Source organism: Alphaproteobacteria bacterium (assembly GCA_039980135.1).
Lineage (GTDB): Bacteria > Pseudomonadota > Alphaproteobacteria > UBA6615 > UBA6615 > UBA8079.
Map to the genome: position 1 here is coordinate 469,138 of JBDXCV010000009.1, position 26,338 is coordinate 495,475.

Consider the following 26,338-nt stretch of genomic DNA (forward strand, 5'->3'; position numbering starts at 1 on the left):
CGGACGGAATCCCGTGCCCAAAACGCAGATCGGCGCGGGACATGCCCGCGCCGACCCGGCCACCAGACCGCCGACTAGGTAGATGGGGTTCTGGGGACTATTCGGCGGCCCGGTGTCGTTCGTTCTGGCGCTGCTTGCCACTTTCCAGGCCCAGCCAACCCGCCACGGTACAAAAGGCGACCATGGCGGCGACAAGAATTCCCAGAATAATTATATTATCTAACGGCACAGCGAATATCCTTCTTGAATTCGCCCCAACTTGCCGTCCGCAACCCCCGGTCACATTGATCTGGGTCAACTTCCGACGCATAGCATCCTGAAACCAGTAAACCAGCAGATGACGTGAACACAGGCATTGGTTCACTATCATTCCGAGCACCCGAAAGCGCGAGCAGAAAGGAAGAATCGTGGCGAAACAGCCGAAAAAAGGAAAATCACTGGACCGGTGGGAAATTGCCATGGTCAAAGCGATGCTTGAACGTGGCGGTTATCCTGACCAAGAGGTTTTGGCCTATTTCACTAGACCAACGCGCTCGGTGAATCATCGTGTCATTTCTGAAATTCGGACGGGCCGGAAGCACAAAACGGTCAAAAGTGCATCCCAACAAGAGCTCGATACGTTCATGCTAGCCTGGCCGAACTTAGATCCTGAGACTGGGCTGCACGTCCTCGGAGACGAACTTCTTATCAAAGCTCGCGAGGCAATGATTTCCGCGGTCCACATCTTCAACGGCGCAGGCATCTCGTTCCGCACAGAACTATTCATCGTCACTTCGATAGTCGCTTGGACCTATTTGCTCCACGCACACTACAAGCAAGTAGGCATCGACTATCGATACAAGAGGGTGATAGCGGGTCGAAAGACCGTTGTTAGAACCTCCAATGGCGCTGAAAAGTATTGGGAACTCGGACAGTGCCTGCGGCATGAAGAATGTCCTTTGGAGCCTGGTGTCGTAAAAAATTTGGAGTTCCTTTTGGATCTTCGGCATGAGATCGAACATCGTTCAACAAAACGCATAGACGAAGCTGTAAGCGCCAAACTTCAAGCATGCTGCATCAATTTCAACGATGCCATTCGCTCGCTATTTGGGCTGCAGTACGCACTTGAACACAGACTCTCAATCGCTCTTCAGTTCGCGAGTTTTAATGTCGACCAGAGGGAATTACTCAAACAAGCTCAAAATCTTCCCGCTAACATCGAAACAATGATGAATGAGTTCCACGAAAACTTAACGCCCGACGAACAAGCGGACCCACGGTTCGCGTACCGAATTGCTTTCGTCCAGAAAACAGCAAATCGTCAAGCGTCTGCAGACGAAGCAATTGAGTTCGTTCGGTCTGACACTGCGGAAGCAGAAGAAATCAACAGGGTGCTTTTGAAGGAAGTCGAAAGATCAAAGTATCTCCCTACAGAGATCGTTCGCACCATGCATGCCGAGGGGTTTAGAAAATTCTCGATTACCAAGCATACTGATCTATGGAAAGCGCTCGGTGCGAAAGACAAAAACAAGCCCTACGGCACAAGGATCGCGAAGCAGTGGTATTGGTATGAAGCTTGGATCAATCGAGTACGCGAACACTGTGCAGAGAATTTCGAAAAGTACGAATGACATGCACACGAGTCTAGAAAATATTCCAGACAGAATTCTGCAGGTAGCTGAAGGAGCACTTACCCAAGCAAATCAGCACGCAGTATACTTCGACCCCGGCTTAGAACATTGGGACCACATGGCAGTCATAAATGCGGCGTTTGCTGGAGAGCTATTCCTGAAAGCCATAATTGCTAAAGAGCATCCACTGCTGATTTTTCGTGATTTGTTCCATCTCGATGATCCAGACAGCCATGATCTCGACATCGAAAAAATCATTGAAAAAGGACGGACCTATAATTTCGAACATCTCCCCAAATTACTTTGGGTAACTACCGGTGAACGGCTGCCAGATATCGAAAGTTTTGAGAAGCTGAGGCAAGTGCGGAATTCCATTCAGCATTTCTGCGCACCTAGCGGTATATCCTTTCAACGACTAGCCCTCGAATTTATCTACAACAACATTGATCCGCTTATAAAAAGGCATTTCGATATCAACGCTGTTGAGCATCACGAGGATTTGTCAGTTGGCTATGACTATGTCGTCTCATGTTTAGTTAGACATGAACTTCTTTTTTCGGTGCCGGATAACTTTGACGTTCCGGAAATCGACCTTGAAGCAGAGTTGTCTCAAACTTCCGAATCCTATCAGACGGAAATAAGACATCGCATACAGCAAAAACTGGCGGCTGCTTCGTAGCTCACTGGCCATGTGGCACCCGCGCGACCTATACAGGTGCCATGGCTGACCTCGCTGAAATTCAAGCCAAATACCTGCCGACGGTTGAGACGTTGCCGCGCCGGGTCTTCGCCGAAGACCACCCGGCGGGCAGCGGCCCGGCCGGGTTCGAGCTGATCTCCGACTACACGCCCGCCGGCGACCAGCCCCAGGCCATCGTCGATCTGGTCGACGGGCTGAACCGCGAGGAAATGGACCAGGTGCTGCTCGGGGTCACGGGCTCGGGCAAGACCTTCACCATGGCCCATGTCATCGCCGAGACGGACCGTCCGGCACTGATCCTGGCGCCGAACAAGACGCTGGCGGCGCAGCTGTTTGCGGAGATGCGCAGCTTCTTCCCGAACAACGCGGTCGAGTATTTCGTCTCCTACTACGACTATTACCAGCCGGAGGCCTATGTCGCCCGGTCGGACACCTATATCGAGAAGGAATCCTCGATCAACGAGCAGATCGACCGGATGCGCCACGCCGCCACCCGCGTCCTGTTCGAACGCCGCGACGTGGTGATCGTCGCGTCGGTGTCGTGCATCTACGGCATCGGCGACGCGGAATCCTATCTCAAGATGACCAAGGTCTATCAGGTCGGCGACCGGGTCGACCGGACCCAAATCCTGCGCGACCTGACCGAGTTGCAATACCGGCGCAATGACGCCGCCTTCTTCCGTGGCACCCTGCGCTCCCGTGGCGACACGGTGGAAATCTTCCCCGCCCATCTGGAGGATCGGGCCTGGCGCCTGTCCCTGTTCGGCGACGAGATCGAGAAAATCACCGAGTTCGACCCGCTGACGGGCACGACCACCGGCGAACTGGAACGGGTGACGGTGTTCGCCAATTCCCATTACATCACGCCGAAGCCGACCCTCGAGCAGGCCCGCAAGACGATCAAGACCGAGCTCACGGCCCGGCTCGAACAGCTCCATGGTGAGGGCAAGCTGCTTGAGGCCCAGCGGCTGGAACAGCGCACGACGTTCGACCTGGAGATGATCGCGGCCACCGGCGCCTGCCCCGGGATCGAGAATTATTCCCGGCACCTGACCGGGCGCGCGCCGGGCGAGCCGCCCCCCACCCTGTTCGAGTATCTGCCGAAGGACGCGCTGCTATTCGTCGACGAATCCCACATCACCGTGCCCCAGCTGGGCGGCATGTTCCGGGGCGACCTCGCGCGCAAGGGCACCCTGGCCGATTTCGGCTTCCGCCTGCCGTCCTGCGTCGATAACCGGCCGCTCAAATTCGAGGAGTGGTTCGAGATGCGGCCCCAGACCGTGTTCGTCTCGGCCACGCCGGGCGACTGGGAGATCAACCAGACCGGCGGCGTGTTCGCCGAGCAGGTCGTGCGGCCCACGGGCCTGACCGACCCGGTCTGCATCATCCGCCCGGTCGAGACCCAGGTGGACGATTTGATCGCCGAGTGCCGCGACGCCGCCGCCAGGGGCAACCGGGTGCTGGTCACCACCCTGACCAAGCGCATGTCGGAAGACCTGACCGAATACATGCACGAACAGGGGCTGCGGGTCCGCTACATGCATTCGGACATCGAGACCCTGGAGCGGATCGAAATCCTCCGCGATTTGCGCCTCGGCGCCTTCGACATCCTGATCGGCATCAACCTGCTGCGCGAGGGGCTCGATATCCCCGAATGCGCGCTCGTCGCCATCCTCGACGCCGACAAGGAGGGCTATCTGCGCTCCAAGACCTCGCTGGTGCAGACCATCGGCCGGGCCGCGCGAAACGTCGACGGCCGGGTGATCCTGTATGCCGACGTCATGACCGACAGCCTCAAGGCCGCGCTCGACGAGACCGAACGGCGGCGGGCGAAACAGGAAGCCTATAACGCCGCGAACGGCATCACGCCGGAATCGATCCGCACCAACATCACCGACATCCTGCAATCCGTGTTCGAGCGCGACCGGGTGACAGTCGAGATCGAGGATGACGAGACCACGCATCTGGTCGGCAAGGACCTGCAGACCCATATCGCCGAGCTTGAGCAACGCATGCAGACCGCCGCCGCGGACCTGGAATTCGAGGAGGCCGCGCGCCTGCGCGACGAGATCAAGCGCCTCGAGGCCCAGGAACTGTCCGCCATGGGCGTGGACCTGGACGGGTCGCCGTGGAAAAGCGATGACGGCGACAGCCCGGGAAAAATCCTGGCGGCCCAGCGCGCGGCCCGCACCAGGGCCAATATGACGAAAAAACCGCAATCCGGCGGCGGCAAGGGCGGTCACAGACGAAAACGGCGGGCGCGCCGCGGACCCTGATCCGCGCCCTGATCGCTACGAAGCCGAAATCGCCCCGATCTGCTCCATCAGCGCCAGCCGGTCGCCCAGCACCCAGACCTTCGTGATCTTTCCGCCGGCCATCGTGAACATCGCCACCCCGGCATATTCAATGGGTCTGCCGGTCGCGGCATGGCCGAACAGCGGCCCGTCATGGGTACCGGTATAGGTCAGGCGCGCCACGGCGCGGTTGTCGGTGGCGACGATGTCGTCGATCCGGTTGTGGAAATCCGGGAACGCGTCGCGGATGGTCTGCATGTAGCCCGCGAACCCGTCATGGCCGTTCACCTGCAGGCCGATGGAGCCGCGGAAATCGATGTCGGGATCGAGGATGTCGCGCATCGTCGCGTCATCCCAACTGTTCCACATGACATTGAAGAACGTCTCGACCAGGCGCTGGTTATCGGCGGCTGACATGAACGGCGCCTCTATTTTTTCTTCCGCTTCATGAATATGTCCGACATCCAGCTGCGGTAGTCGAGCCGTTCCTTGTATTTCTGGTGATAATCCTCGGCCTCCCAGAAGGTGGGCGCCGGCTCGATCGTGGTGACAATCGGCCCCTCATATTTCCCCGAGGCCTGTATCGCCGTCTTCGACGCGCGCGCCGCCTTCTCCTGATACGGGTCATGGGTGAAGATCGCCGAGCGATACTGGCTGCCCACGTCATGGCCCTGCCTGTCCAGCTGGGTCGGGTCGTGAATCTCCCAGAAAATATCGAGCAGGGTCTCGTAGGTCACGACCGTGGGATCGAATTCCAGATGCACGACTTCGGCATGGCCGGTGTTCGTGTGGCAAACCTCTTCATAGGTCGGGTTCTTCTTGGTACCGCCGGTATAGCCGACCCAGCTGTGGTTCACGCCCTCGACCTGATCGAAGATATGTTGGGGTTCCCAGAAGCAGCCGGCGCCGAACGTCGCGAGCGCTACATATCGTCTGTTCATGCCGCGGCTCCTCCTGCCCGAACGACCTAGGTGTTAGCCGGCGGTTCCGCCAGGATCGCCACCCGGCCGCCGCTCATCAATTCGATCCCGGCACCCTTCAACGCCGCATAGGCCGCGCGGTTCACCTCGAAGCGGGTACGAAAATAGCGCGAACTGGGCACCCAGTAGCGCAGGCCGAGAATGATGCCACCATAGCTGAAATCATGAATGCCGACCTGCGGGTCGCTGCCCTCGGCCATGTCGGGATAGTCCGCCAGCGCCCTTGCGATGGCCTCGATGGCAAGTTCGGGGTCGCTGTCGGCGGCGATCACGATCTGGGATTCGACGATCCGGTGGGCCGCGGAATTGACCAGAATCTCACCGACGACCTTGCGGTTCGGGATGGTGATCTTCTCCTGGTCCTCGCCGACCAGCGTGGTCATCGACAGACTGACCTCGTCGACCACACCGCTCACGTCCTGCACCATGATCGTGTCGCCGACCGTGAAGGGCCGGGTCAGGATGATCACCAGCCCCGCGCCGTAATTCGACACCGGCCCCTGGATGGCGAAGGAGAGACCCAAAGCGGCGGCACCGCCGAGGGCGACGAGGGGCGCGATGTCGATGCCGAAGTTGCTCAAGGTGATGATGACCACGATGGCGACCAGCAGGATCTTCACCGCGTTCCCGGCGAAACGCGACAGGGTGACATCCAGGTCCTTGCGCGCGCAGACGGCGGTGATCCGCCGGCCGACGAAGCCCGCGAATTTGAGCCCGATGAAAAGAATGACCAGGGCGCCGATGATCTGCAGCCCGTAGGCGATCGCGAACTCCGCGGCGATCTCGATGATCGCGCTCACATGCTCGAGCTGGGTTTCGACTGTTTCTTCCATGCTGCTTTCCTCTTGGCCCGGCCCCGGGCGCCGGTTCGCGTTCGATTTGATCCGAACCTATCGCCAAACAGCCGGCCATTCCAACTCTAGAACGCCCTCCACCCGGCGACGGCCCGGGCAAATAAGCGTGACCGGCTCACCACAAACTTCTTGAAACCTGCGCGATGGATCGCGATGTACGGACCTAGCGAAACGCTGGCGATTCCGCCGGGCGCGATCGGGGCCCGCATCCCGGGAGATCAGAGATCAGTTACACCGGCTTTCTTCTGGCAACGATCGGGTTGGCGCTGCTGCTGTTTTCCGCGGATTTCATGGTCCGTGGTGCGGTCGGGCTGGCGCGGCGCATCGGCATGTCACCCCTGATCATCGGCCTGTCCGTCATCGCCATCGGCACGTCGGCGCCCGAACTCGTCACGACCCTGACCGCGACCCTCGAGGGCGCGCCGGATCTGGCGCTCGGCAACGTGGTCGGCAGCAACCTGGCGAACATGTTGCTGATCCTCGGGGTCGCCGCATTGCTGAAACCGATTGCCTGCGCGCCGCGCGTGATCGCGCGCGACGGCTCTATGGTTCTCGCGGCGACGGCGTTGTTCGTGGCCATCGCGATGACCGGCGCCTTCGTCTTCTGGCAGGGCCTCATCCTGCTCGCCGGCCTGTTCACCTATTTGTATCTCACCTACCGGGCGGAGAATACCAATGCCGACGCCGGCCTCCACGGAAACGAGGCAAACGACGTATCGGGCGTGCCCGAACGGGTGATGGTCGGCATGATCTACCTGCTCGGGGGCCTTGCCGGCACGATCATCGGCGCCAAGCTGCTGGTCGATGGCGGCGTCAGCGTTGCGGAATCCCTCGGTGTCTCGAAGACCGTTATCGGCCTGACCCTGGTCGCGATCGGCACCAGCTTGCCGGAGCTCGCCATCGTGATCGTCGCCAGCATGCGCGGGCACAGCGACGTGGCGTTGGGCAATGTGCTGGGCAGCAACATTTTCAACCTGCTGGGCATCACCGGCGCCGTCGCACTGGTCGCGCCCCTGCCCGTGCCGGACATCCTGCTGTCCTTCGATCTCTGGGTGCTGCTGGGCGTCACCGCCCTGCTGTTGCCGATGATGCTGAGCAAGGGTGGCCTGAGCCGCGCCGAGGGCGGGGTGCTGGTGTTCCTCTACGTGGTCTATCTGGCATTCCAGTTCGACAGCATCCGGGCCATGATCGGCTGACTTCACCCGGGTCCGGCACATGCCGGCAGATGCGTGTAACTTGTGGTCCGGGCCGCCCGACGGGTATTTAGCTGGATCAATGACAGAGCAAGCCGAACCCAGTGAGACGGAGACCACGGAAACCGCTGGCGATGCGTCGCCGCGCGGCGTCGAGGTCATCCGTGAGAAGCTGACCACCCTGCCCCACGGCCCCGGCGTCTACCGGATGCTGAATGCGGCAGGGGATGCGCTGTATGTGGGCAAGGCCCGGAGCCTGCGCCGGCGCGTTACCAACTACACCCAGATCTCCCGCCTGCCCTACCGCCTGCAGCGCATGGTGGCGGAGACGGTCGAACTCGAGGTGGTCACGACCCACACCGAGGCCGAGGCGCTGCTGCTCGAATCCAACATGATCAAGCGGCTCACGCCCCGCTACAACGTGCTGCTGCGCGACGACAAGAGCTTCCCCTACATCCTGATAACCCGCCATGTGGACCGGCAGACCACCAAGACCGGGGCGGACCCCGATGCCCGCAAGGCGCGCGAAACCCTGAAGGCCCGCCGCCAGAGCCGGTCCGGCGCCGACCCCGCCGACTGGCCGGGGGTCATCAAGTATCGCGGCGCGCGGACCCTGCCGGGTGAGTATTTCGGCCCCTTCGCGTCGGCGGGCTCGGTGAACCGGACACTCAACGCGCTCGAGCGCGCCTTCCTGCTGCGCAGTTGTTCCGATGCCGTCTTCTCCGGTCGCACCCGGCCCTGCCTGAAGTACCAGCTCAAGCGCTGTGCGGCACCCTGTGTCGGCCAGGTCAGCGCGGACGATTACACGACCCTGGTCGACCAGGCGCGCAACTTCCTGACCGGACGCTCGCGCGAGGTGCAGGACGAGCTGGTGGCCGCGATGCAGGACGCCTCCGAGCGGACCGAATTCGAGGCGGCCGCGCGCTTCCGCGACCGGGTCCGCGCCATGACCCAGATCCAGTCCAACCAGGACATCAACATCGAGAATCTGGACATTCGCGACGCCGACATCGTCGCCGCCGAGCAGGATGGCGGACGCACCTGCATCCAGGTCTTCTTCTTCCGGGCCGGTCGCAACTACGGCAACCGGGCCTACTTCCCGCGCCACGACAAATCGGTGCCGCTGGAAGATGTGCTCGGCGCGTTCCTGGGACAATTCTACGAGAACAAACCGGCCCCGGCGGCCATTTTCCTGAGCCACAAGCCCTCGGAAATCGAGCTGATCGCCGAGGCGCTGGGCGTACGCGCCGAACGCAAGGTGTCGATCACGGTTCCCCAGCGTGGCGCCAAGCGCAAGCTGGTCGATCATGCCCGAACCAACGCCCGCGACGCCCTCAACCGCCGGCTCGCCGAATCCGCCACCAATCGCGATCTGCTGGCAGGGGTCGCGGAACTGTTCGGTCTCGACGCGCCGCCGGGGCGGATCGAGGTGTATGACAACTCCCATATCCGCGGTGCCCATGCGACGGGCGCGATGATCGTCGCCGGACCCGAGGGCTTCATGAAGGCGAATTATCGCCGTTTCAACATCAAGGGCGCGGCAACGGCAGACTCGGACGGCTACAGCCCGGGCGACGATTACGCGATGATGCGCGAGGTCCTGCACCGGCGTTTCTCCCGGGCGCTGAAGGAAGACCCGGAACGCAGCCGCGGGCAATGGCCGGATCTGATCCTGATCGACGGCGGCAAGGGACAGCTCACCGCGACCCTCGAGGCGCTGCAGGAACTCGGCATCGACGATGTGCCGACCGTGGCCATCGCCAAGGGGCCGGACCGGGATGCCGGGCGCGAGCAATTTTTCGTCGCCGACGGCGACCCGGACGGGTTCCAGCTGCCCCATGACGATCCGGTCCTGTATTACCTGCAGCGTTTGCGCGACGAATCCCATCGCTTCGTGATCGGCGCCCACCGCCAGAAACGCTCGAAGGCGATATCCCGGAACCCGCTCGACGAGGTGCCGGGCATCGGCGCGAAGCGCAAGCGTGCGCTGCTCAATCATTTCGGATCGGCGCGCGCCGTGGCCCGCGCGGGCCTGCAGGACCTGGAGCGGGTCGACGGCATCAGCGACACGGTCGCGCGGCGCATCTATGATTTCTTTCACACCAACGAATAGCGCCCCGAGGCGACGCGGCGCGGACACTCGACCATGACCATTCCGAATATCCTGACCCTGTCTCGCGTCGCGCTGATCCCCGTGCTCATCGCGATGCTGTTCGCCGACGACCCGGCGCTGCGCTTGTGGAGTTTCGGCTTGTTCGTTGTGCTCGCCGTGACCGACTATCTCGACGGCTATCTCGCGCGTGTGCTCGATCAGGCCAGCGCCCTTGGCGCCCTGATGGACCCGATCGCCGACAAGGTGCTGGTCGCCGCACTCATCGTGGGGCTGGTCGCGCGGGGCGATATCGCCGGCTGGGACGTGGCGGGCGCGATTCTGATTCTCTGCCGGGAGTTCCTGGTGTCCGGGTTGCGCGAATTCCTGGCCCAGCGTGACCTGCCCTTGCCCGTCACAAAACTCGCCAAATGGAAGACCACGGCCCAGCTCGTGGCCCTGGCGCTTCTGATCCTGGCGCCGCTCGCCGAACCCGGCCAGCTGCTTGCGATCTCCGCGCTCTGGTGGGTCGCGACGGCGCTGACCCTGCTCACCGGCTTCGACTATACCCGCTCGGCCGTCCGGCATCTCAAACCCGCCGCGGGAGACATGTGATGCGGATCGCCGGAATCGTCGGCTGGCATGACAGCGGCAAGACCACATTGGTGGTCCAGCTGGTCGCCGAACTCACCACGCGCGGCTATCGCGTCTCGACCGTCAAGCATGCCCATCATGTCTTCGACGTGGACACGCCGGGCAAGGACAGCTGGAAACACCGGGAGTCCGGCGCCACCGAGGTCATGGTCGGGTCTTCCACCCGCTGGGCGCTGATGCACGAATTGCGCGGCGACGACGAACCCTCGACCCGCGAACTCGTCGCGCGGATGAGCCCGGTGGATCTGGTGCTGGTCGAGGGATTCAAGCATGAGGATCACGAGAAGATCGAGGTCTACCGGAAAGGTCTCAACGACCCGCCGAACGCCCTGCGCGACCCGACGATCATCGCGCTGGCCGACGACGGTACGACAACGGACCTGCCGGACAGGGTCCGGCGCCTCGACGCCGGCGATCCTGTCGCCGTGGCCGACTTCATTGAGCGTCACTGGGGCCTGACCCGCCCCGGCAAGGACGCCACCAACTCCAGCGCCGGAGCCGCGTGAGCCCATGGCGCAACTCTCCGACGATTGCTTCGAGACAGACGGCGGCCTGATCGCCGCCGAGGCGGCCCTGGCGCTGCTGGAAGCGCGGCTCGCAACCATCGTCGGTTCCGAACAGACCCCCCTCAACGACGCGGTCGGACGCATCCTGGCGGAAGACATCGTGTCGGACCGCGCCGTGCCGCCCCACGACAATTCGGCCGTCGACGGATATGCCGTGTATTTCGACGACCTCGACCCCGACGGCGACACCGGTCTGCCCGTCGCGGGCCGTGTGACGGCGGGACATCCGCTGGACGGGCCCGCGTCACGCGGTACCGCCGTGCGGATCTTCACCGGTGCGCCGGTACCGGACGGCGAGACAGGACCCGACGGGGGTCCGGACACCGTGCTGATGCAGGAGGATTGCCGCGAAGAGGAGCGCGACGGTCAGGCCGTGGTCGTGATTCCTGCCGGGATATCGCGCGGCGCGAACCGTCGCGAGCGCGGCGAGGATGTCGCCCCAGGTCAGGTCATCTTGCGCGCAGGCCGGCGGTTGCGGCCCCAGGATATCGGGCTCGCCGCATCGATCGGTCGCGCGGATCTGCCCGTCTTTGCAAAGCTCCTCGTCGGCGTATTGTCGACCGGCGACGAGGTCTTCGAGCCGGGCGCCGACGCCCCGGCTGGCGGAATCTACGACGCCAACCGCCATGCGCTCATGGCTGTCCTGTCGGATATGGGTTGCAACGTGCGCGACTACGGGATCATCCCCGACGATGCGCGCCGCATTGAAGACACGCTCCGGACCGCCGCCGCGGAGTGCGACGCCATCATATCTTCGGCCGGCATGTCCGTGGGCGACGAAGACCATCTCGCGGCCAGCATCGAACGGCTGGGCGCGCTGCATTTCTGGAAGGTCGCGATCAAACCCGGCCGCCCGATCGCGTTCGGACAGATCGGCGACACGCCCTTCATCGGCCTGCCGGGCAACCCGGCCGCGATGATGGTGACCTTCCTGCGCCTGGCGCGCCCGGCGCTGCTGCGGCTTGGCGGGGCGACGGAATTGTCGCCGCGCCTGTACCAGGTCCGCGCCGGTTTCAAGCACACCAAGAAGGAAAGACGGCGCGAATATGTGCGCGCCAGGCTGGAGACCGGGGACGACGGCGTGCTGGTGGCGCGAAAACACCCGCGCAGCGGCGCGGGTGTGCTGACGTCGATGGTGGAATCCGAGGGGCTGGTTGAATTGCCCGAAGACATGACCCAACTCACGCCGGGAACGATGGTATCCTTCCTTCCCTTCACGGAAGTGGCGCGATGAAAATTCTCTACTTTGCCTGGATGCGGCAACGGATCGGCATGGCCACCGAGACCGTTGAGTTGCCCGCGGACGTCGCGACGGTCGACGACCTGATCGACTGGCTGATCGGCCGGGGTGACGGCTATGGCGCGGCCTTCGAGAAACGCGACGTGGTTCGCGCCGCCGTAAACCAGGACTATGTCCCGTTCGACCACCCGATCAGCGATTCGGACGAGATCGCGTTCTTTCCCCCGGTCACCGGCGGCTGACGGGCGCGCTGCGATGATCCGCGTGCAACAGGAAGATTTCGATATCGGGGCGGAAGTCGCCGCCCTGACCGCCGGAAAGACGACGATCGGCGGCGTGGCGACATTTACCGGGCTGGTGCGGGACATGGCCCCTGTCGACGGGGTGGACCAGCCGATCCGTGCCATGACGCTCGAACATTATCCGGGCATGACTGAGAAGAAGCTAGCCGAGATCGAGGCCGAGGCAAACCGCCGCTGGCCCCTCGACGCGAGCCTGATCATCCATCGCTATGGGCGGCTCGAACCCGGGGACCGGATTGTTATGGTCGCCTGTGCCTCGGCCCACCGTCAGGCCGCGTTCGATGCCTGCCAGTTCCTGATGGACTGGCTGAAAACGGACGCGCCGTTCTGGAAGCTGGAAGACACCGACGCCGGCGAGGCGTGGGTCGAGACCCGCGTTACCGACGATGCGGCCGCCGCACGCTGGAAAGAAGGACCGGGGAGCGCCGAATGACCATCGTTCCGAAATCGACCATCACCTGCCCCCATTGCGGGCATACGCAAACGGAAATCATGCCTGCTGACAATTGACAGGTTTTCTATGAATGTCGCTCGTGCGGCGACATCCTCAACGCAAAGCCCGGCGATTGCTGTGTGTTTTGCTCATACGGCGACGTGCATTGCCCGTCCGTTCAGGCACGAACCACAGCCCACCACCGCTAGCCCGACAAGCGCCGCGACCGTCGGTACCGCCGAAACCAGCTGCGCTCGGCTATTCCGCCGCTGCCGCCGCCGCGCGACCATTCACCAGCGCGTCGTAATCCTGCATCAGCGTCTTGGTGATTTCGCCTACCGTGAACGTGTGATCGTCTGCGATCCTCGCGATCGGGGTAACCTCGGCCGCAGTTCCGGTAACAAACATCTCGGTCGCATCATTGAGTTCCTCGGGCATGATCGCTCGCTCGATGACTTCGTAGCCGCGCTTCTTCGCCAGGCCGATAACCGACCGGCGGGTGATGCCGTCCAGGAAGCAGTCGGGCGTGGGCGTGTGGATCTTGCCGTCGATGACCAGGAACATGTTGGCGCCCGTGGTCTCGGCGAGCTGTCCGCGCCAGTCCAGCATGAGGGCATCGGAAAATCCCTTCGCCTCGGCCGCGTGCTTCGACAGGGTGCAGATCATGTAGAGACCCGCCGCCTTCGCACTCACCGGTGCCGTCCTCGGATCCGGCCGGCGGTAGAGCGCCCAGTCGATCTCGATCCCCTTCATCCGGGCCTCCGGCGTGAAGTAGGACGGCCATTCCCAGACTGCGATCGCCACCTGGATCTCGCATTTCTGCGCCGACACGCCCATCTGCTCCGGGCCGCGCCAGGCAATCGGGCGGAGATAGGCGTCGGTCAGGCCGGCGCGGCTGAGCGCCTCGCGGCAGGCATCATCGAGGTCCGCGACCGTGTAGGGCACATCAAAGCCGAGAACCTTTCCCGAATCGTGGAGCCGCTGATTATGGGCGGTGAGCTCGAAAATCTCGCCATTGTAGGCGCGCATCCCCTCGAATACGGCAGATGCGTAATGCAGCGCATGGTTCAGGACATGCAACTTGGCGTCGGCCCAGGGGACAAAGTCACCGTTGAACCAGATCACCCCTTCGCGATTGTCATAGGGAGTTTCGTGCATCTCTCGGCCCTCGAAATATTTGTTCCCTGGAACCAAACCCAGGGACGAAAAGTTACCCCAAAAGGTTGCGTCAGGTAACATTGCCATTTAATTAAGTCAACATGGTTGACCTTAAATCAGACCTCGCCGCCGCCGGCCTCCGTGAAGAGGACCTCCGTCAGGGCATTGAGCTCATGTTCTATGCCTATCGGGATTTCACCGGCGAACCCGACGCGATCCTCGAAAAATACGCGCTCGGCCGGGCGCATCATCGGGTGATCTACTTCGTCGGCCGCAACCCCGGCATCAGCGTTACCGAATTGCTGGACATCCTGCGGATCACCAAACAGAGCCTGTCGCGGGTGCTGGGAAAACTGATCGAGGACGAGTTCATCAACCAACGCGCCAACCCCGCCGACCGCCGGCGCAAACAGCTCACCTTGTCCGACAAGGGCAAGACGCTGGAACACGAGCTCACCTCGACCCAGATGGAACGCTTCGTGCGCGCCTACCGCGAGGCCGGCGACGAGGCCGTGGACGGGTTCCGGCGCGTCCTGACCGGCATCATCAACCCCGAGGACCGCGCCCGGGTCCGGCCCGCAACAACCCGCCGTTCCTAGAGACGGAATCGCGGATCGGAGATAGAGTCCCGACGCGATGGATGAAAGCCCGCATATACTGGTCGTCGACGACGATCGCCGGCTCCGGGACCTCCTGCAGAGATTCCTGTCGGAAAGCGGGTTCCGCGTGACAGTGGCAGACAGCGCGTCACAGGCACGCGAGAAGCTGGAAAGCTTTCAGTTCGACCTCCTTGTCCTCGATGTGATGATGCCCGGCGAAAGCGGCCTCGAACTCACCTCCGGATTGCGCAAGACCAACCCGGTCCCGATCCTGATGCTGACAGCGATGGCCGAGCCCGACAACAAGATCGACGGCCTCGAACGCGGCGCCGACGATTATCTGACCAAGCCCTTCGAACCGCGCGAGCTGGTGGCGCGCATTCGTTCGATCCTGCGCCGGGCGCAGGTCGGCGTACGCGAAACCAACATCTTCCAGTTCGGCTCCCACAGCTATGACATGCAACGTCAGATCCTGACGGGCCCGGAAGGCATGATCGCGTTGACCGGCGCCGAGGCGCGATTGCTCGACGTCCTGGCGAGCACGCCCGGCGTCCCGGTCAACCGTGATACGCTTCAGGCGAAGAGCGGAATCACCGGTAGCGCCCGCGCGGTTGATGTGCAGGTAACGCGGCTCCGTCGAAAGATCGAACCCGATCCACGAACCCCCCGGTACCTGCAGACGATCCGGGGTCAAGGTTACGTCCTATGGCCCGACTAGACGCGCTCATGCGGTTGCCGCGTATCCTTCGGCTGACCCTCAAGCAGTTCCTGCCACGCGGCCTGCTCGCGCGCTCTCTGCTGATCATCGTTGTGCCCCTCGTCCTGCTGCAGGTCGTGAGCGGCGTCATTTTCTATGACCGGCACTGGTCGAATGTCAGCCGCCACCGCGCGACGGCGCTGGCCGGCGATATCTCCATGGTACTGGAGTTGATCAACGAGAACCCGGCGTCCAACAATCAGACCGAGTTGTTCGAGCTGGCACGCCGCACACTCGACCTCATCCTCGCCTATGAAGCGGGAACGATTCTGCCCAACACCCATTTCGAACCATCGGGTAACCTCGAGGTCACCCTGTCACGTTCGTTGCGCGAAATTGTGCAGCGGCCCTTCGTGATCGATACCCACAGCCAGCGTGACCGGGTCCTGATCGATGTCCAGCTGCCGTCCGGGGTGCTGAAGGTCTCGGCGAACGAAGAACGGCTGATCAGTTCGACCACCAAGATCTTCATCTTCTGGATGGTCGGGACTTCGCTGATCCTGTTCGCGGTGGCGACCCTGTTCATGCGCAATCAGGTGAGCCCCATTCGCCGGTTGGCGACCGCGGCGGAGAATTTCGGCAAGGGCCGGGACACGCCCAACTTCAAACCGTCAGGGGCGACCGAAGTCCGCCAGGCGGCCAGCGCCTTCATGGCGATGCGCAACCGGCTGGAGCGGCAGATCCAGCAACGAACGGACATGCTCTCGGGGGTCAGCCACGACCTGCGCACCCCCCTGACCCGGATGAAGCTGCAGCTCGCGATGCTGAACCGGAACACCGAGATCGACGAACTCAACTCCGACGTGGCCGCCATGGAAGGCATGATCGAGGGCTATCTGAATTTCGCGCGCGGCGAAGGTACGGAGGAGCGGCAACTCGTCGATGCCGGTGAATTGCTCGAAGAGGTCGTGCGCGACGCGCGGCGAAACGGCGCGGAAATCTCCGCCCATGTCGAGGCGCCGGTCGAGCTGCCGCTGGCGCGGGCCGCCATAAGGCGATGCCTCACCAACCTCGCGGACAACGCGGCACGCCACGCCGAGAACATCGAGATGCGCCTGCGCCGAAACGGCAGCGTCCTCGAAATCACGGTTGACGACGACGGCCCCGGCATCCTCGAGGACATGCGCGAGGATGTGTTCCGGCCATTTTTCCGGCTGGACGAGTCACGCAACATGGAAACCGGCGGCACCGGCCTCGGGCTGTCGATCGCCCAGGACATCGTCCATGGGCATGGCGGCGAGATCAGCCTTGGCGAATCTCCCGCAGGCGGCCTGCGGGTTCTGATACGCATCCCGATCTAGCCGGCTTAGCGAAAAAACGACGTCGAACAGCGCCAGGGGGTCTCAGAACAGGCGCCCGCCATTCGCCACCGCCTGATCGACATTCAGCAGGACGACCGCGCCGTCGGCATCGGGAAAGCCCAGCACCAGGATTTCCGACATGAACTTGCCGATCTGCTTGGGCGGAAAATTCACCACGGCGGCGACCTGGCGACCGACCAGTTGCCCGGGCGTGTAGTGAACGGTCAGTTGCGCCGAGGTTTTGCGAACCCCGATCTCCGCACCCAAATCGACCCACAATTTGATCGCCGGACGCCGGGCTTCGGGAAACGGTTGCGCGTCCACGATCGTGCCGACCCGGATATCCACCTTCTGAAAATCGTCGAATGTTATCTCGCTCATCATGCCTCATCCGGCTGCCGCGCCCACGCACGCCCAAGCGGACACACCGCACCGACCAGATCGATTGCGCGCCCCAGATTGCGGTCGAGGGAGGCCATGGTCGGCGCCAGATCGGGCGTGTCGTCGCGCAACCAGTCCCGCTGGGTCGCCAGCCAGACGATCGAGAGCGCCTTGGCAAAAACAGCACCTCCGATTCCCTTGTCCGGATAGCCTGCGGCACCGGCCAGAGACGCAAACGAACGCTGACTTTGCGGCAAACAGCGCAGCATGGTCTTCGGGTCGGCCGGCACTTCGCGTATCAGGCGGACGACCGCCGCGCGGTGGGTTTGCAAGGTTTCGAACCGGCGCATCAGGATGTCCAGCAGCTCGTCATACCGGGCCGCCGGGTCCGCGCCCGCCTGCGCATCGACACAGGCGGCCGCGTCAACGCGGCGGGCATAGGCATCGAGCAATTGCCCCCGGTCGGCGACGAGTGCCGCGGCATCGGGCACGGAGACCCCGGCTCGCAGCGCGACGGCATCGCGCGTGACCGTCGCCCAGCCATCCGCGGCCGCCATGTCGAGCATGGCGTCGATCAGCCTGTCCAGATTATCGTTCTCGTCTTGTGTCATGCGGGTACCGGCATCCCCCGAACCTATGACAGGCGAACCGCCCTGTTAAGCAATACGCTAGCCGGCGAGTTCGCGGGAGCGTTCGGTCGCCCGCAGAATCGCCCGCGTCATCAAGTCGGTCAGCCCATCTTGCGCCATGAGTATATCCAGAGCCGCCGCCGTCGTGCCGCCGGGGCTTGTCACATTCTCGCGCAGGGTCGCGGCCGGATCGGTGCTTTGTGCCAGTAACTCCCCGCTGCCCGCGACGGTCTCGCGGGCGAGCTGCATCGCAAGGTCCGGCGACAGGCCGGCGGCCACCCCTGCGGCGGCCATCGCCTCGACCAGATGGAACACATAGGCGGGGCCGCTGCCCGACACGCCCGTGACGGCATCGATCAAACCTTCATCCGCCACCCATGCGACCTTCCCTACCGCCGTCATGAGCGCTTCGCAGGTATCGCGCTGTGCGCCGGTGACATGCTCGTTGCCGGCCAGAACCGTAATCCCACGGCCCACCGCGGCCGGTGTGTTCGGCATGGCCCGGACGATGCGCGCTGCGCCGCCCAACACCGCCTCGAACGACGCGATGGTGCGCCCCGCCGCGATCGACAGGAACACCGTCTCGGGCCGAACCATCGCGGGATAGGGCGCGAGCACCGCATCCATGACCTGCGGCTTCACTGCGAGCACGACCACGGTTGCGGCAAAATCATCCGGGATGTCTTCAAACGCCGCCGCGCCCGCGACCCCGTCCGGCAGATTTGGTTGCATGGGGTCGACGACGAAGATGGCCTCGGGCGGGGTTCCCTGCCCGATCCAGCCATCCATCAACGCGCTGCCCATCTTGCCGCAGCCGACGAGCAGTATCGATTCGGGTCGTGTCATGGGCTTCGTCCGTAGGTGCTCGTTAGCCGATTTTTATCGACCGGCGGAATCAGGCCTCGCCGACCGTCTCGAACATGATCGAACTTATGGCGGTCTGGGCCGACTGGTTACCCCAGACCACATACTGGAAGGCCGGGTAGAATCGGTCCAGCTCGTGCACCGCGATGTCGACCATGTCCTCGATCTGCTCGGCCGACAGCCCGCCGCCGCGCAGCAGGAGCGCGTGGCGATACGCCGGCAGTCCGTCCTGCGAGCCGACATCGAAATGGCCGATCCCGAGCCGTTCGTTCAGCACGGCGAGCAATTCATGCACCGCGACCCGCTTTTCGGGCGGCGTGCGCATGTCGAAGGCGCAGGTCAGCTGCAATGCGCCGATATCGTCGATCCAGTTGAATACCGCATGGTAGTCGCACCAGCGTCCCGCGATCTCGGCCAGCAACTCGTCCCGGCGCGTGCGCTCCTGGGCCCAATCGCGCATCGCGATCATCTCCTCGGTCAGATCGAGGGGATGCAGGGTCTGGTCGATGGCGCTTTGCGACAGATTACCCATAGGGTGAGAACTCCGGATTGCGGCTTGTGCATATTCGCGTCAAACCCCAATATCTTGTAATATATACGAAATATTGTGGGTCAGAAGCATCTAACCACTACTGAAGGTAGACTGTCACGAACGCCGACTGCGCCGCAACTGCCGCGCCTGTGGACATCCCCAGCTATTTTCGCGATCGGCGGTTCCGGCCGAAAGACGCGCCTCAGCTCTTGTCGGCGCGGGGTTTTGCGGGTTTTTTCGCGGCCGGCTTGCGGGCGCGCGCCGCCAGTTTCCGCTCCAGTGTCGCGACCCGTTTCTCCAGGGCCTCCTGGGCCTCGCGGGCCTTGATCGCGACCGCCTCGACGGCTTCGAACTCCTCCCGGCGGACAAGCTGCATATCCGCCAGCACGCGCTCCAGGCGCTGCTGTACAAGCGCTTCGATCTCTTCGCGCAGGCCGCTGGCAACGCCGGCGGCACCATTGGCCAGACGGGCCACGTCATCCAACAATCGGCTTCGGGTCTGCATGACGAATACTCCCTGTTCGGTGCACAGACTCTACGCCCATCGCGGCCGGACGAACAAGGTTGCCACATTGCCGCACCGATCCGCCTAAGCCTATAAAGCCGCTGCAGATACAGGAGCAGCCAATGCATGTCGTGACCGGCGGGGCCGGGTTTATCGGTTCGAACCTTGTGGCCACGCTGGCCGAGCGCGGCGGCGCGCCGGTGATTTGCGATTTCGAGGAAGACGCGCTGGCCCGTAACATCGCCAAGCGCGGGCCGTTTGAGCTGGTCGCGCCGGACGATCTTCTGGACTGGCTGGCCGCGCTCGATACCGCACCCGAGGCGGTCTTTCACATGGGCGCGATCTCCTCGACGGTCGAGCGCGACGTCGACCGCATCATGCGCAACAATTATCTGCTCACCCTGCGCCTGTGGGACTGGTGCGCGGCGCGCGCTGTGCCGTTCATCTACGCCTCTTCCGCCGCAACCTATGGCGGCGGCGAGCACGGCTTCGACGATGCCAACGACGACGACGCGCTGGCGCGTCTCCGACCGCTCAACCCCTATGGCTGGTCAAAGCTCCTGTTCGACCGGGCGGCGCTGCGCATGGCGGCCGCCGGCCACGCGCCGCCGCAATGGGCGGGCCTGCGCTTCTTCAACGTCTACGGACCCAACGAGTATCATAAGGGCGGGCAACAGAGCGTGGTGCCGCAATTCTGGCAGCAGATCCGCGAGACCGGCGGCGCGCGCTTGTTCAGATCCCACGACCCCGACTATGGCGATGGCGGCCAGCTGCGCGATTTCGTGCATGTCCGCGATACGGTGTCGGTCATGCTGTGGCTGCGAGACAATCCGGGTGTCAGCGGAATCTTCAATCTCGGTACCGGCCAGGCGCGCTCGTTCGACGACATGGCCGGCGCGATCTTCGACGCGATGGGCCAGGCGCGAGAGGTCGAGTATATCGACATGCCGGATACCGTGCGCAATCAGTATCAGTACTTCACGCAAGCGCGAATGGACCGCCTGCGCGACGCCGGATACGATCAGTCCTTCACAACCCTCGAAGACGGTGTGCGCAGCTACGTGCAGGATTATCTCGTGACCAACGATCCCTATGTTTGACGCTTCCCATGTCTGACCAACCCGGCACAGGACGCCCATGACCGGGCCCATTCCGTTCCCCGAAATCGACCCGGTGGCGATCGCCATCGGCCCGTTCGTCGTGCGCTGGTACGCGCTCGCATTCATCGCCGGGCTGCTTGCCGGCTGGGGCTATATCGTGACTCTTCTGCGCCGGCCGCCGGTGACGATGACATCGCAACAAGTAGGGGACTTCTTCAGCTGGGCAATCGTCGGCGTCATCGTGGGCGGGCGGCTGGGCTTCGTCGGCTTCTATCAGCCCGACTATTTCCTCGCCAATCCGATGCAAGTTCTGGCGGTCTGGAACGGCGGCATGTCCTTCCATGGCGGCCTTCTCGGCGTCATCGTCGCGATTATTCTGTATGCCAGACGGTACAACATCCTGGTGCTGACCCTCGGCGATCTGGTCGCCGCCGCCGCCCCGATCGGGTTGTTCCTCGGGCGCCTCGCCAACTTCATCAACGGCGAATTATACGGCCGCGCCACCGATGTGCCCTGGGCGGTGGTGTTTCCCGACGGCGGCGATGTCGCCCGCCATCCCAGCCAGCTCTATGAGGCGGGCCTCGAAGGCCTCCTGCTGTTCGTCACCCTGTTCGCGCTGACCCGATTCGCCGGCGCACGACACCGGCCCGGCCTGCTGACAGGCGTGTTCCTGCTCGGCTACGGATCGGCGCGCACCTTCGTCGAATTCTTCCGCCAGCCCGACAACTATGTCGGCGACGGCGGCTTCCTGTTATGGGGATCGACCATCGGCCAATGGCTGTCGACACCGATCGCCATTGCCGGTCTGATCTTCATCGTCTATGCGATGACCCATGATCGTCTCGATAACAGCCAAAATGCGGCCAGGCCAGCCCCATAGGAAGTCTCGGACATGGATAGCGGACAACCGGTCGTCCGCCGTCTGACCCGCCTGATCTCCGAACGCGGCCCGATCAGCGTCGCGGCATTCATGGAGATCGCGCTCGGCGACCCCGATGGCGGCTACTACGCCACCCGTGATCCGTTCGGCGTGGCGGGAGACTTCACGACCGCGCCCGAAATATCCCAGATGTTCGGCGAACTGATCGGGCTGTGGTGCGCCGACAGCTGGCAGCGGATCGGCGCACCCGAAAAATTCGCGCTGGTCGAGTTGGGCCCCGGCCGGGGCACGTTGATGACGGATGTGCTGCGTGCGATGGCGGGCCTGCCGGCCTGTCGCGCGGCGGCACGCATACATCTGGTCGAGAACAGCCCGACCCTGCGCGATGCCCAGAAAACGGCACTGCAGGGCCATGACGTGACGTGGCATGACAGCGTACCGGCGCTTGGCGGGTTGCCCGCAATCTTCATCGCCAACGAGTTCCTCGATGCCCTGCCCGTGCGCCAGTTTGTAAAAACCGGCAAGTCCTGGCGCGAACGCCTCGTGAATTATGACCCGGCAGCCGACGCCTTCGTGTTTACCCCCACCGGAACGGCAACCCCGGACGGCCCCGATGCCGACCGCCTGCTCGGAGAAGGAACCGAGGGGGATATTCTCGAGGAATCCCCCGCAGTGATTTCCGTCGTCGGCGAAATTGCGGCCCATATCGCGGCCCAGGGGGGTGCCGCCCTGTTCATCGATTACGGACACCGTCGCACCGCGCTGGGCGAGACCCTTCAGGCCGTGCGCCGGCACCGGCCGATACCCCCGCTCGACGCGCCGGGAGTGTGCGATGTGACGGCCCATGTGGACTTCCAGCGCGTCGCCAACGCCGCCGCAGGCGCGGGTGTTCGAACGCTGGGCCCGCTGGATCAGGGCGTGTTCCTGCAACGGCTCGGCATCCGCGAGCGCGCCGATGCGCTTCGCCAAACGGCGAACGGTCGGCAGACCCGCGATCTCCACGCGGCGCTGACACGCTTGATCGGACCCGCCGAAATGGGCACCCTGTTCAAGGTAATGGCCCTGTCCGAACAACGGGTCGAGCTTCTCGCGGGCTTCGACTCCCGACTCTGAACATCATGCAAGACCCACACGCCAGCGCAGATATCTTGGGCCGCATTCCCGGTGTCCGGCATCGCTTCCTGTCCCGCGCGGGCGGGGTCAGCGCGGGCATCTATGCCGGTCTCAATTGCGGACTCGGCTCCGCTGACGACAGCGCCCATGTGATCGAGAACCGCGCCCGCGCCGCCCGTGCGGTTGGCGCGGAAACCGGCAAGCTGCGGACCCTCTACCAGGTTCATTCCGCCAGCGTCGTCGACGCCGAGACGGTGGATCCCGCCGCCCCACCGCAAGCCGACGCGCTCGTCTGCACCCGCCCGGACCTGGCGATCGGAGTGCTCGCCGCCGATTGCGCGCCGGTGCTGTTCGCCGATCCCGAAGCGCAGGTCGTTGCGGCCGCTCATGCCGGTTGGCGCGGCGCGCTGGATGGCGTGGTCGAGGCGACGGTCGCCGAAATGACGGCGCGCGGCGCCGACCGGGCCCGCATCACTGCCGCGGTCGGGCCGTGTATCGGGCCTGCCTCCTATGAAGTGGGGCCGGAGTTTCCCGAACCTTTCCTCGCCCAGGACCCAGCCAACGAGGCGTTTTTCACCGCGCGGCCGGAATCCGACCGGCTGCTGTTCGATCTGCCCGCCTACGTCCGAAACCGGTTGGCTTGCGCGGGTGTCAACGCGAACACCGCGACCGGGCATGACACCTATCGCGACGAGAATTTCTTCAGCTATCGGCGCAGCTGCCACCGGCACGAACCGGACTATGGCCGCAACCTGTCACTCATCATGCTGGACGGCAGGGCCTAACCCATGCCCTATCTGATTATGCTGATTTTCTTCACACTGGCGGCGACGATGGTGAGTTGTGCGATTTAGCGTTCTGTTGCCGTTCCTTGTCGTCCTGACCGCATGCCAACCGGTACCGCGCGTGTTCGAACGCGCGCCCGACACCGAAAACGGACTCCTGCGGCTCTCGGATTCACGCGGCATCCTGGTCCAGCCCGTCGTCGATGCGCCACCCGCGACCGCGGACGGTCTGGCCGGCAAGATGGTCGAGGCCCTGATCGAGCGCGACGTCCCGGCCTTCCGGACCAGTCGCAACCGGTCGACCATGGTCCTGACCGGCACGGTGGTGGATCCCGGCCGCGACGCCCATATCGCATGGGTGCTCTACGACCCCCAGGGCAAAGAGGTCGGACGATATGAACAGAGTATCGAGGGCACGCCCATCGCGCCCTGGGCGCAGGCCGACCCGGCGCTGATGGAGACCTTCGCGGCAGGCGCGGCGCCACAGATCGCCGCCTACATCCAGGATGATGTCCAGGCCGAGGTGGTGACCCCGGCGATATATGTGGGGGCGGTCTCCGGCGCACCGGCGAACGGCGGGGGGCGCCTGCAGGCGGCACTGCGCCAGGGTCTGCGCCGCCTGGGCGCGCGTGTCGCGACCACGCAAAGCGACGAGACCCTGACGGCAACCGCCGATGTCCGCGTGACGCCGATGCCCGATGACCGCCTCGAAGTGGCGATCGCATGGGCCGTGGCGGATCCGTTCGGCGCGGAGATCGGCAAGATCGACCAGGCAAGCCCGTTCGCCAAAAGCGTTGTCGAGAACAGCTGGGGGGAACTCGCGCGCGAGGCCGGACTCGCGGCGGCGGCGGGCATGGTGGACCTGGTTTCACGGATCGATTGGCGCGACGGATTCGTCGCGCCCGAGACCGGAAAAGACGACGGCGCCGACACCGCAAAACGTTAACGCGGCCGCTGTTATTATCCCCAACCGAGTCTTGTTTACAGCCCCCTGCGGGGTTGATACGTTCCGCCCGCGCATGGGGTCGGTTGTCACAACCGTTTCCCTTCGAACGGTCGAATAATACCCGGGTCGCCAGAGGGCGACATTCAGGGTTCGGGGGTACGGTCGATGAAGGTGCTGGCGTGCAACAGCAACCGCCCGCTTGCCGAGGCAATTTCGGCATATCTGAATATTGAACTGACACAGGCATCCATCCGGCGGTTCTCGGACATGGAGGTGTTTGTCGAGATCCTGGAGAATGTGCGCGGCGAGGATGTCTTCGTCGTCCAGTCCACATCCTACCCGGCCAACGACAACCTGATGGAATTGCTGGTGACGCTGGACGCGCTTCGGCGCGGCTCTGCCCGCCGGATCACGGCCGTCCTGCCTTATTTCGGCTATGCCCGGCAGGACCGGAAAACCGGGCCACGGACCCCGATCACCGCAAAGCTGGTCGCGAACATGATCACCGAGGCCGGGGCCGACCGGGTGCTGACAATGGACCTTCATGCAGGCCAGATTCAGGGCTTTTTCGATATCCCGGTGGACAACCTCTACGCCGAGCCGCTGTTCTCCGAGGACCTCGAGAGCCAGGGCAGCAATGACGATCTGGTGATTGTTTCGCCCGATGTCGGCGGCGTTGTGCGCGCCCGGGGGTTGGCCAAACGGCTTGACGCCGATCTCGCGATCATCGATAAGCGCCGCGAACGGGCTGGCGTCTCCGAAGTGATGAACATCATCGGCGACGTCAACCAGCGACGCTGCATCCTTATCGACGATATCTGTGATAGCGCCGGTACATTGTGTAACGCCGCAACAGCGTTGATGAATCAAGGCGCCAAATCGGTGTCCGCCTATGTGACGCACGGTGTGTTGTCGGGTGGTGCCGTGGGGCGTGTTGCGGCATCGCCGCTGGAAACCCTGGTGATGACAGACTCGATACAAGCGACCGAAGCGGTGCGTGTGGCGAGCAACATCCGGCAACTGACGGTCGCCCCCCTGTTGGGCAAGGCGATAGACCGCATCAGCCGCGAAGCCTCGGTTTCAAGTCTGTTCAACTAGAATTCGGCGCATCCGGCGTCGATAATTAACCGTCCCGGTCGTGGCACCCTTGGAGGCATGACCGGGTCAGAGGAGTGAATCATGGCGGATACCGTAGCGTTCAACGCGGAATCGCGCGCACAGGTCGGCAAGGGGGCCGCCCGTGCAACTCGCCGAACCGGCAAAGTGCCGGCGGTGATCTATGGCGCGAACAAGGACCCCGAACCCATTTCCATCACCCCGGCCCAGTTGCGGGCCGCGCTCGCGCAGCCCGGCTTCTTCGCCACGCTGTTCGACATGGAGGTCGATGGCAAGCAGCAGCAGGTCTTGTGCCGCGAATTGCAGGTGCACCCGGTCACGGATGTGCCGATGCATCTGGACTTCCTGCGCGTCACCGAACGTACGCGCATCAACCTGGAAATTCAGGTTCGCTTCGAAAACGAGGAAGAATCTCCCGGCCTCAAGGGCGGCGGCGTTCTCAACATCGTCCGGCATGCGGTCGAGGTCGTTTGCCGTGCCGGTGCCATTCCCGAGGAATTCACTGCCGACCTGACCGGTCTCGATGTGGGTGACAGCATCCACATCTCCGACATCACGCTTCCTGACGGCGTCAAACCGACGATCACGGATCGTGACTTCACCATCGCGACAATCGCCGCGCCGACAGTCGCGCCGGTCGAAGACGAAATCGACCCGGATGCCGAGCTTGAAGAAGGCGAAGAGGGTGAAGAGGGCGAAGAAGGTGAAGGCGAAGGCGAAGGCACCGACGGCGAGGGCGACGAGGACTAACCCGCCG

General features: G+C 63.5%; 31 protein-coding genes. 21 read left to right on the top strand and 10 right to left on the bottom strand.

Translation table 11 applies throughout. The annotated features are described in order from the left end of the window. Positions 1–97: 97 nt before the first annotated feature. Positions 98–229, bottom strand: a complete 132-nt coding sequence (locus ABJ363_12695; protein MEP4379853.1) for a hypothetical protein — start codon at positions 227–229, stop codon at positions 98–100. A 178-nt stretch (positions 230–407) separates the two neighbouring features. On the opposite strand from ABJ363_12695, the gene ABJ363_12700 reads away from it, so the two are divergent. The 3 genes from ABJ363_12700 to uvrB are packed head-to-tail and all read left to right on the top strand — an operon-like array spanning position 408 to position 4,586. Further along, complete coding sequence (locus ABJ363_12700) at positions 408–1,610, top strand: DUF3644 domain-containing protein (GenBank protein MEP4379854.1); 1,203 nt, start codon at positions 408–410, stop codon at positions 1,608–1,610. 1 nt (position 1,611) lies between these two features. Continuing rightward, the gene (locus ABJ363_12705; GenBank protein ID MEP4379855.1) at positions 1,612–2,289 is read left to right on the top strand and encodes a hypothetical protein; all 678 of its coding nucleotides are present in this window, start codon (positions 1,612–1,614) and stop codon (positions 2,287–2,289) included. 41 nt (positions 2,290–2,330) lie between these two features. Further along, the gene (gene uvrB, locus ABJ363_12710; protein MEP4379856.1) at positions 2,331–4,586 is read left to right on the top strand and encodes an excinuclease ABC subunit UvrB; all 2,256 of its coding nucleotides are present in this window, start codon (positions 2,331–2,333) and stop codon (positions 4,584–4,586) included. Between the two features lie 15 nt (positions 4,587–4,601). On the opposite strand, the gene ABJ363_12715 is transcribed toward uvrB, so the two are convergent. The 3 genes from ABJ363_12715 to ABJ363_12725 are packed head-to-tail and all read right to left on the bottom strand — an operon-like array spanning position 4,602 to position 6,417. Continuing rightward, positions 4,602–5,021, bottom strand: coding sequence for an ester cyclase (locus tag ABJ363_12715; protein ID MEP4379857.1), 420 nt, complete (start codon positions 5,019–5,021; stop codon positions 4,602–4,604). A gap of 11 nt (positions 5,022–5,032) precedes the next feature. Next, complete coding sequence (msrA, locus tag ABJ363_12720) at positions 5,033–5,545, bottom strand: peptide-methionine (S)-S-oxide reductase MsrA (GenBank protein MEP4379858.1); 513 nt, start codon at positions 5,543–5,545, stop codon at positions 5,033–5,035. Between the two features lie 26 nt (positions 5,546–5,571). Next, complete coding sequence (locus tag ABJ363_12725) at positions 5,572–6,417, bottom strand: mechanosensitive ion channel family protein (GenBank protein ID MEP4379859.1); 846 nt, start codon at positions 6,415–6,417, stop codon at positions 5,572–5,574. Positions 6,418–6,683: 266 nt separating this feature from the next. Here ABJ363_12725 and ABJ363_12730 point away from each other — a divergent pair, with 266 nt between their 5' ends. The 8 genes from ABJ363_12730 (at position 6,684) to ABJ363_12765 (ending at position 13,124) form a co-directional block, all read left to right on the top strand. Beyond that, on the top strand, positions 6,684–7,634 hold the full coding sequence (locus ABJ363_12730; protein ID MEP4379860.1) for a calcium/sodium antiporter: 951 nt from the start codon (positions 6,684–6,686) through the stop codon (positions 7,632–7,634). A gap of 79 nt (positions 7,635–7,713) precedes the next feature. Then, positions 7,714–9,744: an excinuclease ABC subunit UvrC gene (gene uvrC, locus ABJ363_12735; GenBank protein ID MEP4379861.1), complete on the top strand. Its 2,031-nt coding sequence runs from the start codon at positions 7,714–7,716 to the stop codon at positions 9,742–9,744. A gap of 33 nt (positions 9,745–9,777) precedes the next feature. Then, positions 9,778–10,335: a CDP-diacylglycerol--glycerol-3-phosphate 3-phosphatidyltransferase gene (pgsA, locus tag ABJ363_12740; GenBank protein MEP4379862.1), complete on the top strand. Its 558-nt coding sequence runs from the start codon at positions 9,778–9,780 to the stop codon at positions 10,333–10,335. Further along, positions 10,335–10,880, top strand: coding sequence for a molybdopterin-guanine dinucleotide biosynthesis protein B (mobB, locus tag ABJ363_12745; GenBank protein MEP4379863.1), 546 nt, complete (start codon positions 10,335–10,337; stop codon positions 10,878–10,880). The genes pgsA and mobB overlap by 1 nt, the downstream gene beginning before the upstream one ends. Positions 10,881–10,884: 4 nt before the next feature. After that, on the top strand, positions 10,885–12,174 hold the full coding sequence (glp, locus tag ABJ363_12750; GenBank protein ID MEP4379864.1) for a gephyrin-like molybdotransferase Glp: 1,290 nt from the start codon (positions 10,885–10,887) through the stop codon (positions 12,172–12,174). Beyond that, the gene (moaD, locus tag ABJ363_12755) at positions 12,171–12,422 is read left to right on the top strand and encodes a molybdopterin converting factor subunit 1 (GenBank protein MEP4379865.1); all 252 of its coding nucleotides are present in this window, start codon (positions 12,171–12,173) and stop codon (positions 12,420–12,422) included. Before glp ends, moaD begins: the two co-directional genes overlap by 4 nt. A 13-nt stretch (positions 12,423–12,435) precedes the next feature. After that, on the top strand, positions 12,436–12,915 hold the full coding sequence (locus tag ABJ363_12760) for a molybdenum cofactor biosynthesis protein MoaE (protein MEP4379866.1): 480 nt from the start codon (positions 12,436–12,438) through the stop codon (positions 12,913–12,915). Further along, positions 12,912–13,124: a GDCCVxC domain-containing (seleno)protein gene (locus ABJ363_12765; protein MEP4379867.1), complete on the top strand. Its 213-nt coding sequence runs from the start codon at positions 12,912–12,914 to the stop codon at positions 13,122–13,124. The genes ABJ363_12760 and ABJ363_12765 overlap by 4 nt, the downstream gene beginning before the upstream one ends. 49 nt (positions 13,125–13,173) lie before the next feature. On the opposite strand, the gene ABJ363_12770 is transcribed toward ABJ363_12765, so the two are convergent. After that, on the bottom strand, positions 13,174–14,073 hold the full coding sequence (locus ABJ363_12770; protein ID MEP4379868.1) for a branched-chain amino acid aminotransferase: 900 nt from the start codon (positions 14,071–14,073) through the stop codon (positions 13,174–13,176). A 101-nt stretch (positions 14,074–14,174) separates the two neighbouring features. On the opposite strand from ABJ363_12770, the gene ABJ363_12775 reads away from it, so the two are divergent. From ABJ363_12775 to ABJ363_12785, 3 genes are read left to right on the top strand one after another with little or no spacing between them, the layout of a single operon-like run. Beyond that, a complete protein-coding gene (locus ABJ363_12775; GenBank protein ID MEP4379869.1) occupies positions 14,175–14,672 on the top strand; it encodes a MarR family transcriptional regulator in 498 nt (165 codons plus the stop codon). A gap of 37 nt (positions 14,673–14,709) precedes the next feature. Beyond that, positions 14,710–15,390 carry a response regulator transcription factor gene (locus ABJ363_12780; GenBank protein MEP4379870.1) on the top strand — a complete coding sequence of 227 codons (681 nt, stop codon included), beginning with the start codon at positions 14,710–14,712 and terminating at the stop codon, positions 15,388–15,390. After that, the gene (locus ABJ363_12785; protein ID MEP4379871.1) at positions 15,378–16,730 is read left to right on the top strand and encodes an ATP-binding protein; all 1,353 of its coding nucleotides are present in this window, start codon (positions 15,378–15,380) and stop codon (positions 16,728–16,730) included. Before ABJ363_12780 ends, ABJ363_12785 begins: the two co-directional genes overlap by 13 nt. A gap of 42 nt (positions 16,731–16,772) precedes the next feature. Here ABJ363_12785 and ABJ363_12790 read toward each other — a convergent pair whose 3' ends face one another. The 5 genes from ABJ363_12790 to ABJ363_12810 form a co-directional block, all read right to left on the bottom strand. Next, complete coding sequence (locus ABJ363_12790; protein MEP4379872.1) at positions 16,773–17,111, bottom strand: tRNA-binding protein; 339 nt, start codon at positions 17,109–17,111, stop codon at positions 16,773–16,775. Beyond that, positions 17,111–17,722, bottom strand: coding sequence for a hypothetical protein (locus ABJ363_12795; GenBank protein ID MEP4379873.1), 612 nt, complete (start codon positions 17,720–17,722; stop codon positions 17,111–17,113). Before ABJ363_12795 ends, ABJ363_12790 begins: the two co-directional genes overlap by 1 nt. A gap of 57 nt (positions 17,723–17,779) precedes the next feature. Further along, the gene (gene proC / locus ABJ363_12800) at positions 17,780–18,586 is read right to left on the bottom strand and encodes a pyrroline-5-carboxylate reductase (protein ID MEP4379874.1); all 807 of its coding nucleotides are present in this window, start codon (positions 18,584–18,586) and stop codon (positions 17,780–17,782) included. Positions 18,587–18,635: 49 nt separating this feature from the next. Beyond that, the gene (locus ABJ363_12805) at positions 18,636–19,136 is read right to left on the bottom strand and encodes a YbjN domain-containing protein (GenBank protein ID MEP4379875.1); all 501 of its coding nucleotides are present in this window, start codon (positions 19,134–19,136) and stop codon (positions 18,636–18,638) included. A gap of 202 nt (positions 19,137–19,338) precedes the next feature. Next, complete coding sequence (locus ABJ363_12810; GenBank protein MEP4379876.1) at positions 19,339–19,641, bottom strand: accessory factor UbiK family protein; 303 nt, start codon at positions 19,639–19,641, stop codon at positions 19,339–19,341. 122 nt (positions 19,642–19,763) lie between these two features. On the opposite strand from ABJ363_12810, the gene rfaD reads away from it, so the two are divergent. The 7 genes from rfaD (at position 19,764) to ABJ363_12845 (ending at position 26,331) form a co-directional block, all read left to right on the top strand. After that, complete coding sequence (gene rfaD, locus ABJ363_12815) at positions 19,764–20,741, top strand: ADP-glyceromanno-heptose 6-epimerase (protein MEP4379877.1); 978 nt, start codon at positions 19,764–19,766, stop codon at positions 20,739–20,741. A 37-nt stretch (positions 20,742–20,778) separates the two neighbouring features. Beyond that, positions 20,779–21,621 (top strand): prolipoprotein diacylglyceryl transferase, encoded by an 843-nt coding sequence (gene lgt / locus ABJ363_12820; GenBank protein MEP4379878.1) that lies wholly within the window; start codon positions 20,779–20,781, stop codon positions 21,619–21,621. A 12-nt stretch (positions 21,622–21,633) separates the two neighbouring features. Next, positions 21,634–22,734, top strand: a complete 1,101-nt coding sequence (locus ABJ363_12825) for an SAM-dependent methyltransferase (protein MEP4379879.1) — start codon at positions 21,634–21,636, stop codon at positions 22,732–22,734. A 5-nt stretch (positions 22,735–22,739) separates the two neighbouring features. Further along, positions 22,740–23,519: a peptidoglycan editing factor PgeF gene (pgeF, locus tag ABJ363_12830; GenBank protein MEP4379880.1), complete on the top strand. Its 780-nt coding sequence runs from the start codon at positions 22,740–22,742 to the stop codon at positions 23,517–23,519. Between the two features lie 58 nt (positions 23,520–23,577). Further along, positions 23,578–24,465 carry a hypothetical protein gene (locus tag ABJ363_12835; GenBank protein ID MEP4379881.1) on the top strand — a complete coding sequence of 296 codons (888 nt, stop codon included), beginning with the start codon at positions 23,578–23,580 and terminating at the stop codon, positions 24,463–24,465. Between the two features lie 165 nt (positions 24,466–24,630). Beyond that, positions 24,631–25,563, top strand: a complete 933-nt coding sequence (locus tag ABJ363_12840; GenBank protein MEP4379882.1) for a ribose-phosphate pyrophosphokinase — start codon at positions 24,631–24,633, stop codon at positions 25,561–25,563. Positions 25,564–25,644: 81 nt separating this feature from the next. Then, on the top strand, positions 25,645–26,331 hold the full coding sequence (locus tag ABJ363_12845) for a 50S ribosomal protein L25/general stress protein Ctc (protein MEP4379883.1): 687 nt from the start codon (positions 25,645–25,647) through the stop codon (positions 26,329–26,331). The last annotated feature ends 7 nt before the right edge of the window (positions 26,332–26,338 follow it).

Bases quoted from the DNA above. Each gene is read 5' to 3' on its own strand.
- ABJ363_12785 (MEP4379871.1), top strand. From the start codon at position 15,378: ATGGCCCGACTAGACGCGCTCATGCGGTTGCCGCGTATCCTTCGGCTG.
- msrA (MEP4379858.1), bottom strand. From the start codon at position 5,545: ATGAACAGACGATATGTAGCGCTCGCGACGTTCGGCGCCGGCTGCTTC.
- ABJ363_12725 (MEP4379859.1), bottom strand. From the start codon at position 6,417: ATGGAAGAAACAGTCGAAACCCAGCTCGAGCATGTGAGCGCGATCATC.
- proC (MEP4379874.1), bottom strand. From the start codon at position 18,586: ATGACACGACCCGAATCGATACTGCTCGTCGGCTGCGGCAAGATGGGC.
- ABJ363_12810 (MEP4379876.1), bottom strand. From the start codon at position 19,641: ATGCAGACCCGAAGCCGATTGTTGGATGACGTGGCCCGTCTGGCCAAT.
- uvrB (MEP4379856.1), top strand. From the start codon at position 2,331: ATGGCTGACCTCGCTGAAATTCAAGCCAAATACCTGCCGACGGTTGAG.
- ABJ363_12760 (MEP4379866.1), top strand. From the start codon at position 12,436: ATGATCCGCGTGCAACAGGAAGATTTCGATATCGGGGCGGAAGTCGCC.
- moaD (MEP4379865.1), top strand. From the start codon at position 12,171: ATGAAAATTCTCTACTTTGCCTGGATGCGGCAACGGATCGGCATGGCC.
- ABJ363_12705 (MEP4379855.1), top strand. From the start codon at position 1,612: ATGCACACGAGTCTAGAAAATATTCCAGACAGAATTCTGCAGGTAGCT.
- pgeF (MEP4379880.1), top strand. From the start codon at position 22,740: ATGCAAGACCCACACGCCAGCGCAGATATCTTGGGCCGCATTCCCGGT.
- ABJ363_12770 (MEP4379868.1), bottom strand. From the start codon at position 14,073: ATGCACGAAACTCCCTATGACAATCGCGAAGGGGTGATCTGGTTCAAC.
- uvrC (MEP4379861.1), top strand. From the start codon at position 7,714: ATGACAGAGCAAGCCGAACCCAGTGAGACGGAGACCACGGAAACCGCT.
- ABJ363_12840 (MEP4379882.1), top strand. From the start codon at position 24,631: ATGAAGGTGCTGGCGTGCAACAGCAACCGCCCGCTTGCCGAGGCAATT.
- lgt (MEP4379878.1), top strand. From the start codon at position 20,779: ATGACCGGGCCCATTCCGTTCCCCGAAATCGACCCGGTGGCGATCGCC.
- ABJ363_12795 (MEP4379873.1), bottom strand. From the start codon at position 17,722: ATGACACAAGACGAGAACGATAATCTGGACAGGCTGATCGACGCCATG.
- ABJ363_12780 (MEP4379870.1), top strand. From the start codon at position 14,710: ATGGATGAAAGCCCGCATATACTGGTCGTCGACGACGATCGCCGGCTC.
- ABJ363_12845 (MEP4379883.1), top strand. From the start codon at position 25,645: ATGGCGGATACCGTAGCGTTCAACGCGGAATCGCGCGCACAGGTCGGC.
- pgsA (MEP4379862.1), top strand. From the start codon at position 9,778: ATGACCATTCCGAATATCCTGACCCTGTCTCGCGTCGCGCTGATCCCC.
- ABJ363_12790 (MEP4379872.1), bottom strand. From the start codon at position 17,111: ATGAGCGAGATAACATTCGACGATTTTCAGAAGGTGGATATCCGGGTC.
- ABJ363_12805 (MEP4379875.1), bottom strand. From the start codon at position 19,136: ATGGGTAATCTGTCGCAAAGCGCCATCGACCAGACCCTGCATCCCCTC.
- glp (MEP4379864.1), top strand. From the start codon at position 10,885: ATGGCGCAACTCTCCGACGATTGCTTCGAGACAGACGGCGGCCTGATC.
- ABJ363_12825 (MEP4379879.1), top strand. From the start codon at position 21,634: ATGGATAGCGGACAACCGGTCGTCCGCCGTCTGACCCGCCTGATCTCC.
- mobB (MEP4379863.1), top strand. From the start codon at position 10,335: ATGCGGATCGCCGGAATCGTCGGCTGGCATGACAGCGGCAAGACCACA.
- ABJ363_12775 (MEP4379869.1), top strand. From the start codon at position 14,175: ATGGTTGACCTTAAATCAGACCTCGCCGCCGCCGGCCTCCGTGAAGAG.
- rfaD (MEP4379877.1), top strand. From the start codon at position 19,764: ATGCATGTCGTGACCGGCGGGGCCGGGTTTATCGGTTCGAACCTTGTG.
- ABJ363_12715 (MEP4379857.1), bottom strand. From the start codon at position 5,021: ATGTCAGCCGCCGATAACCAGCGCCTGGTCGAGACGTTCTTCAATGTC.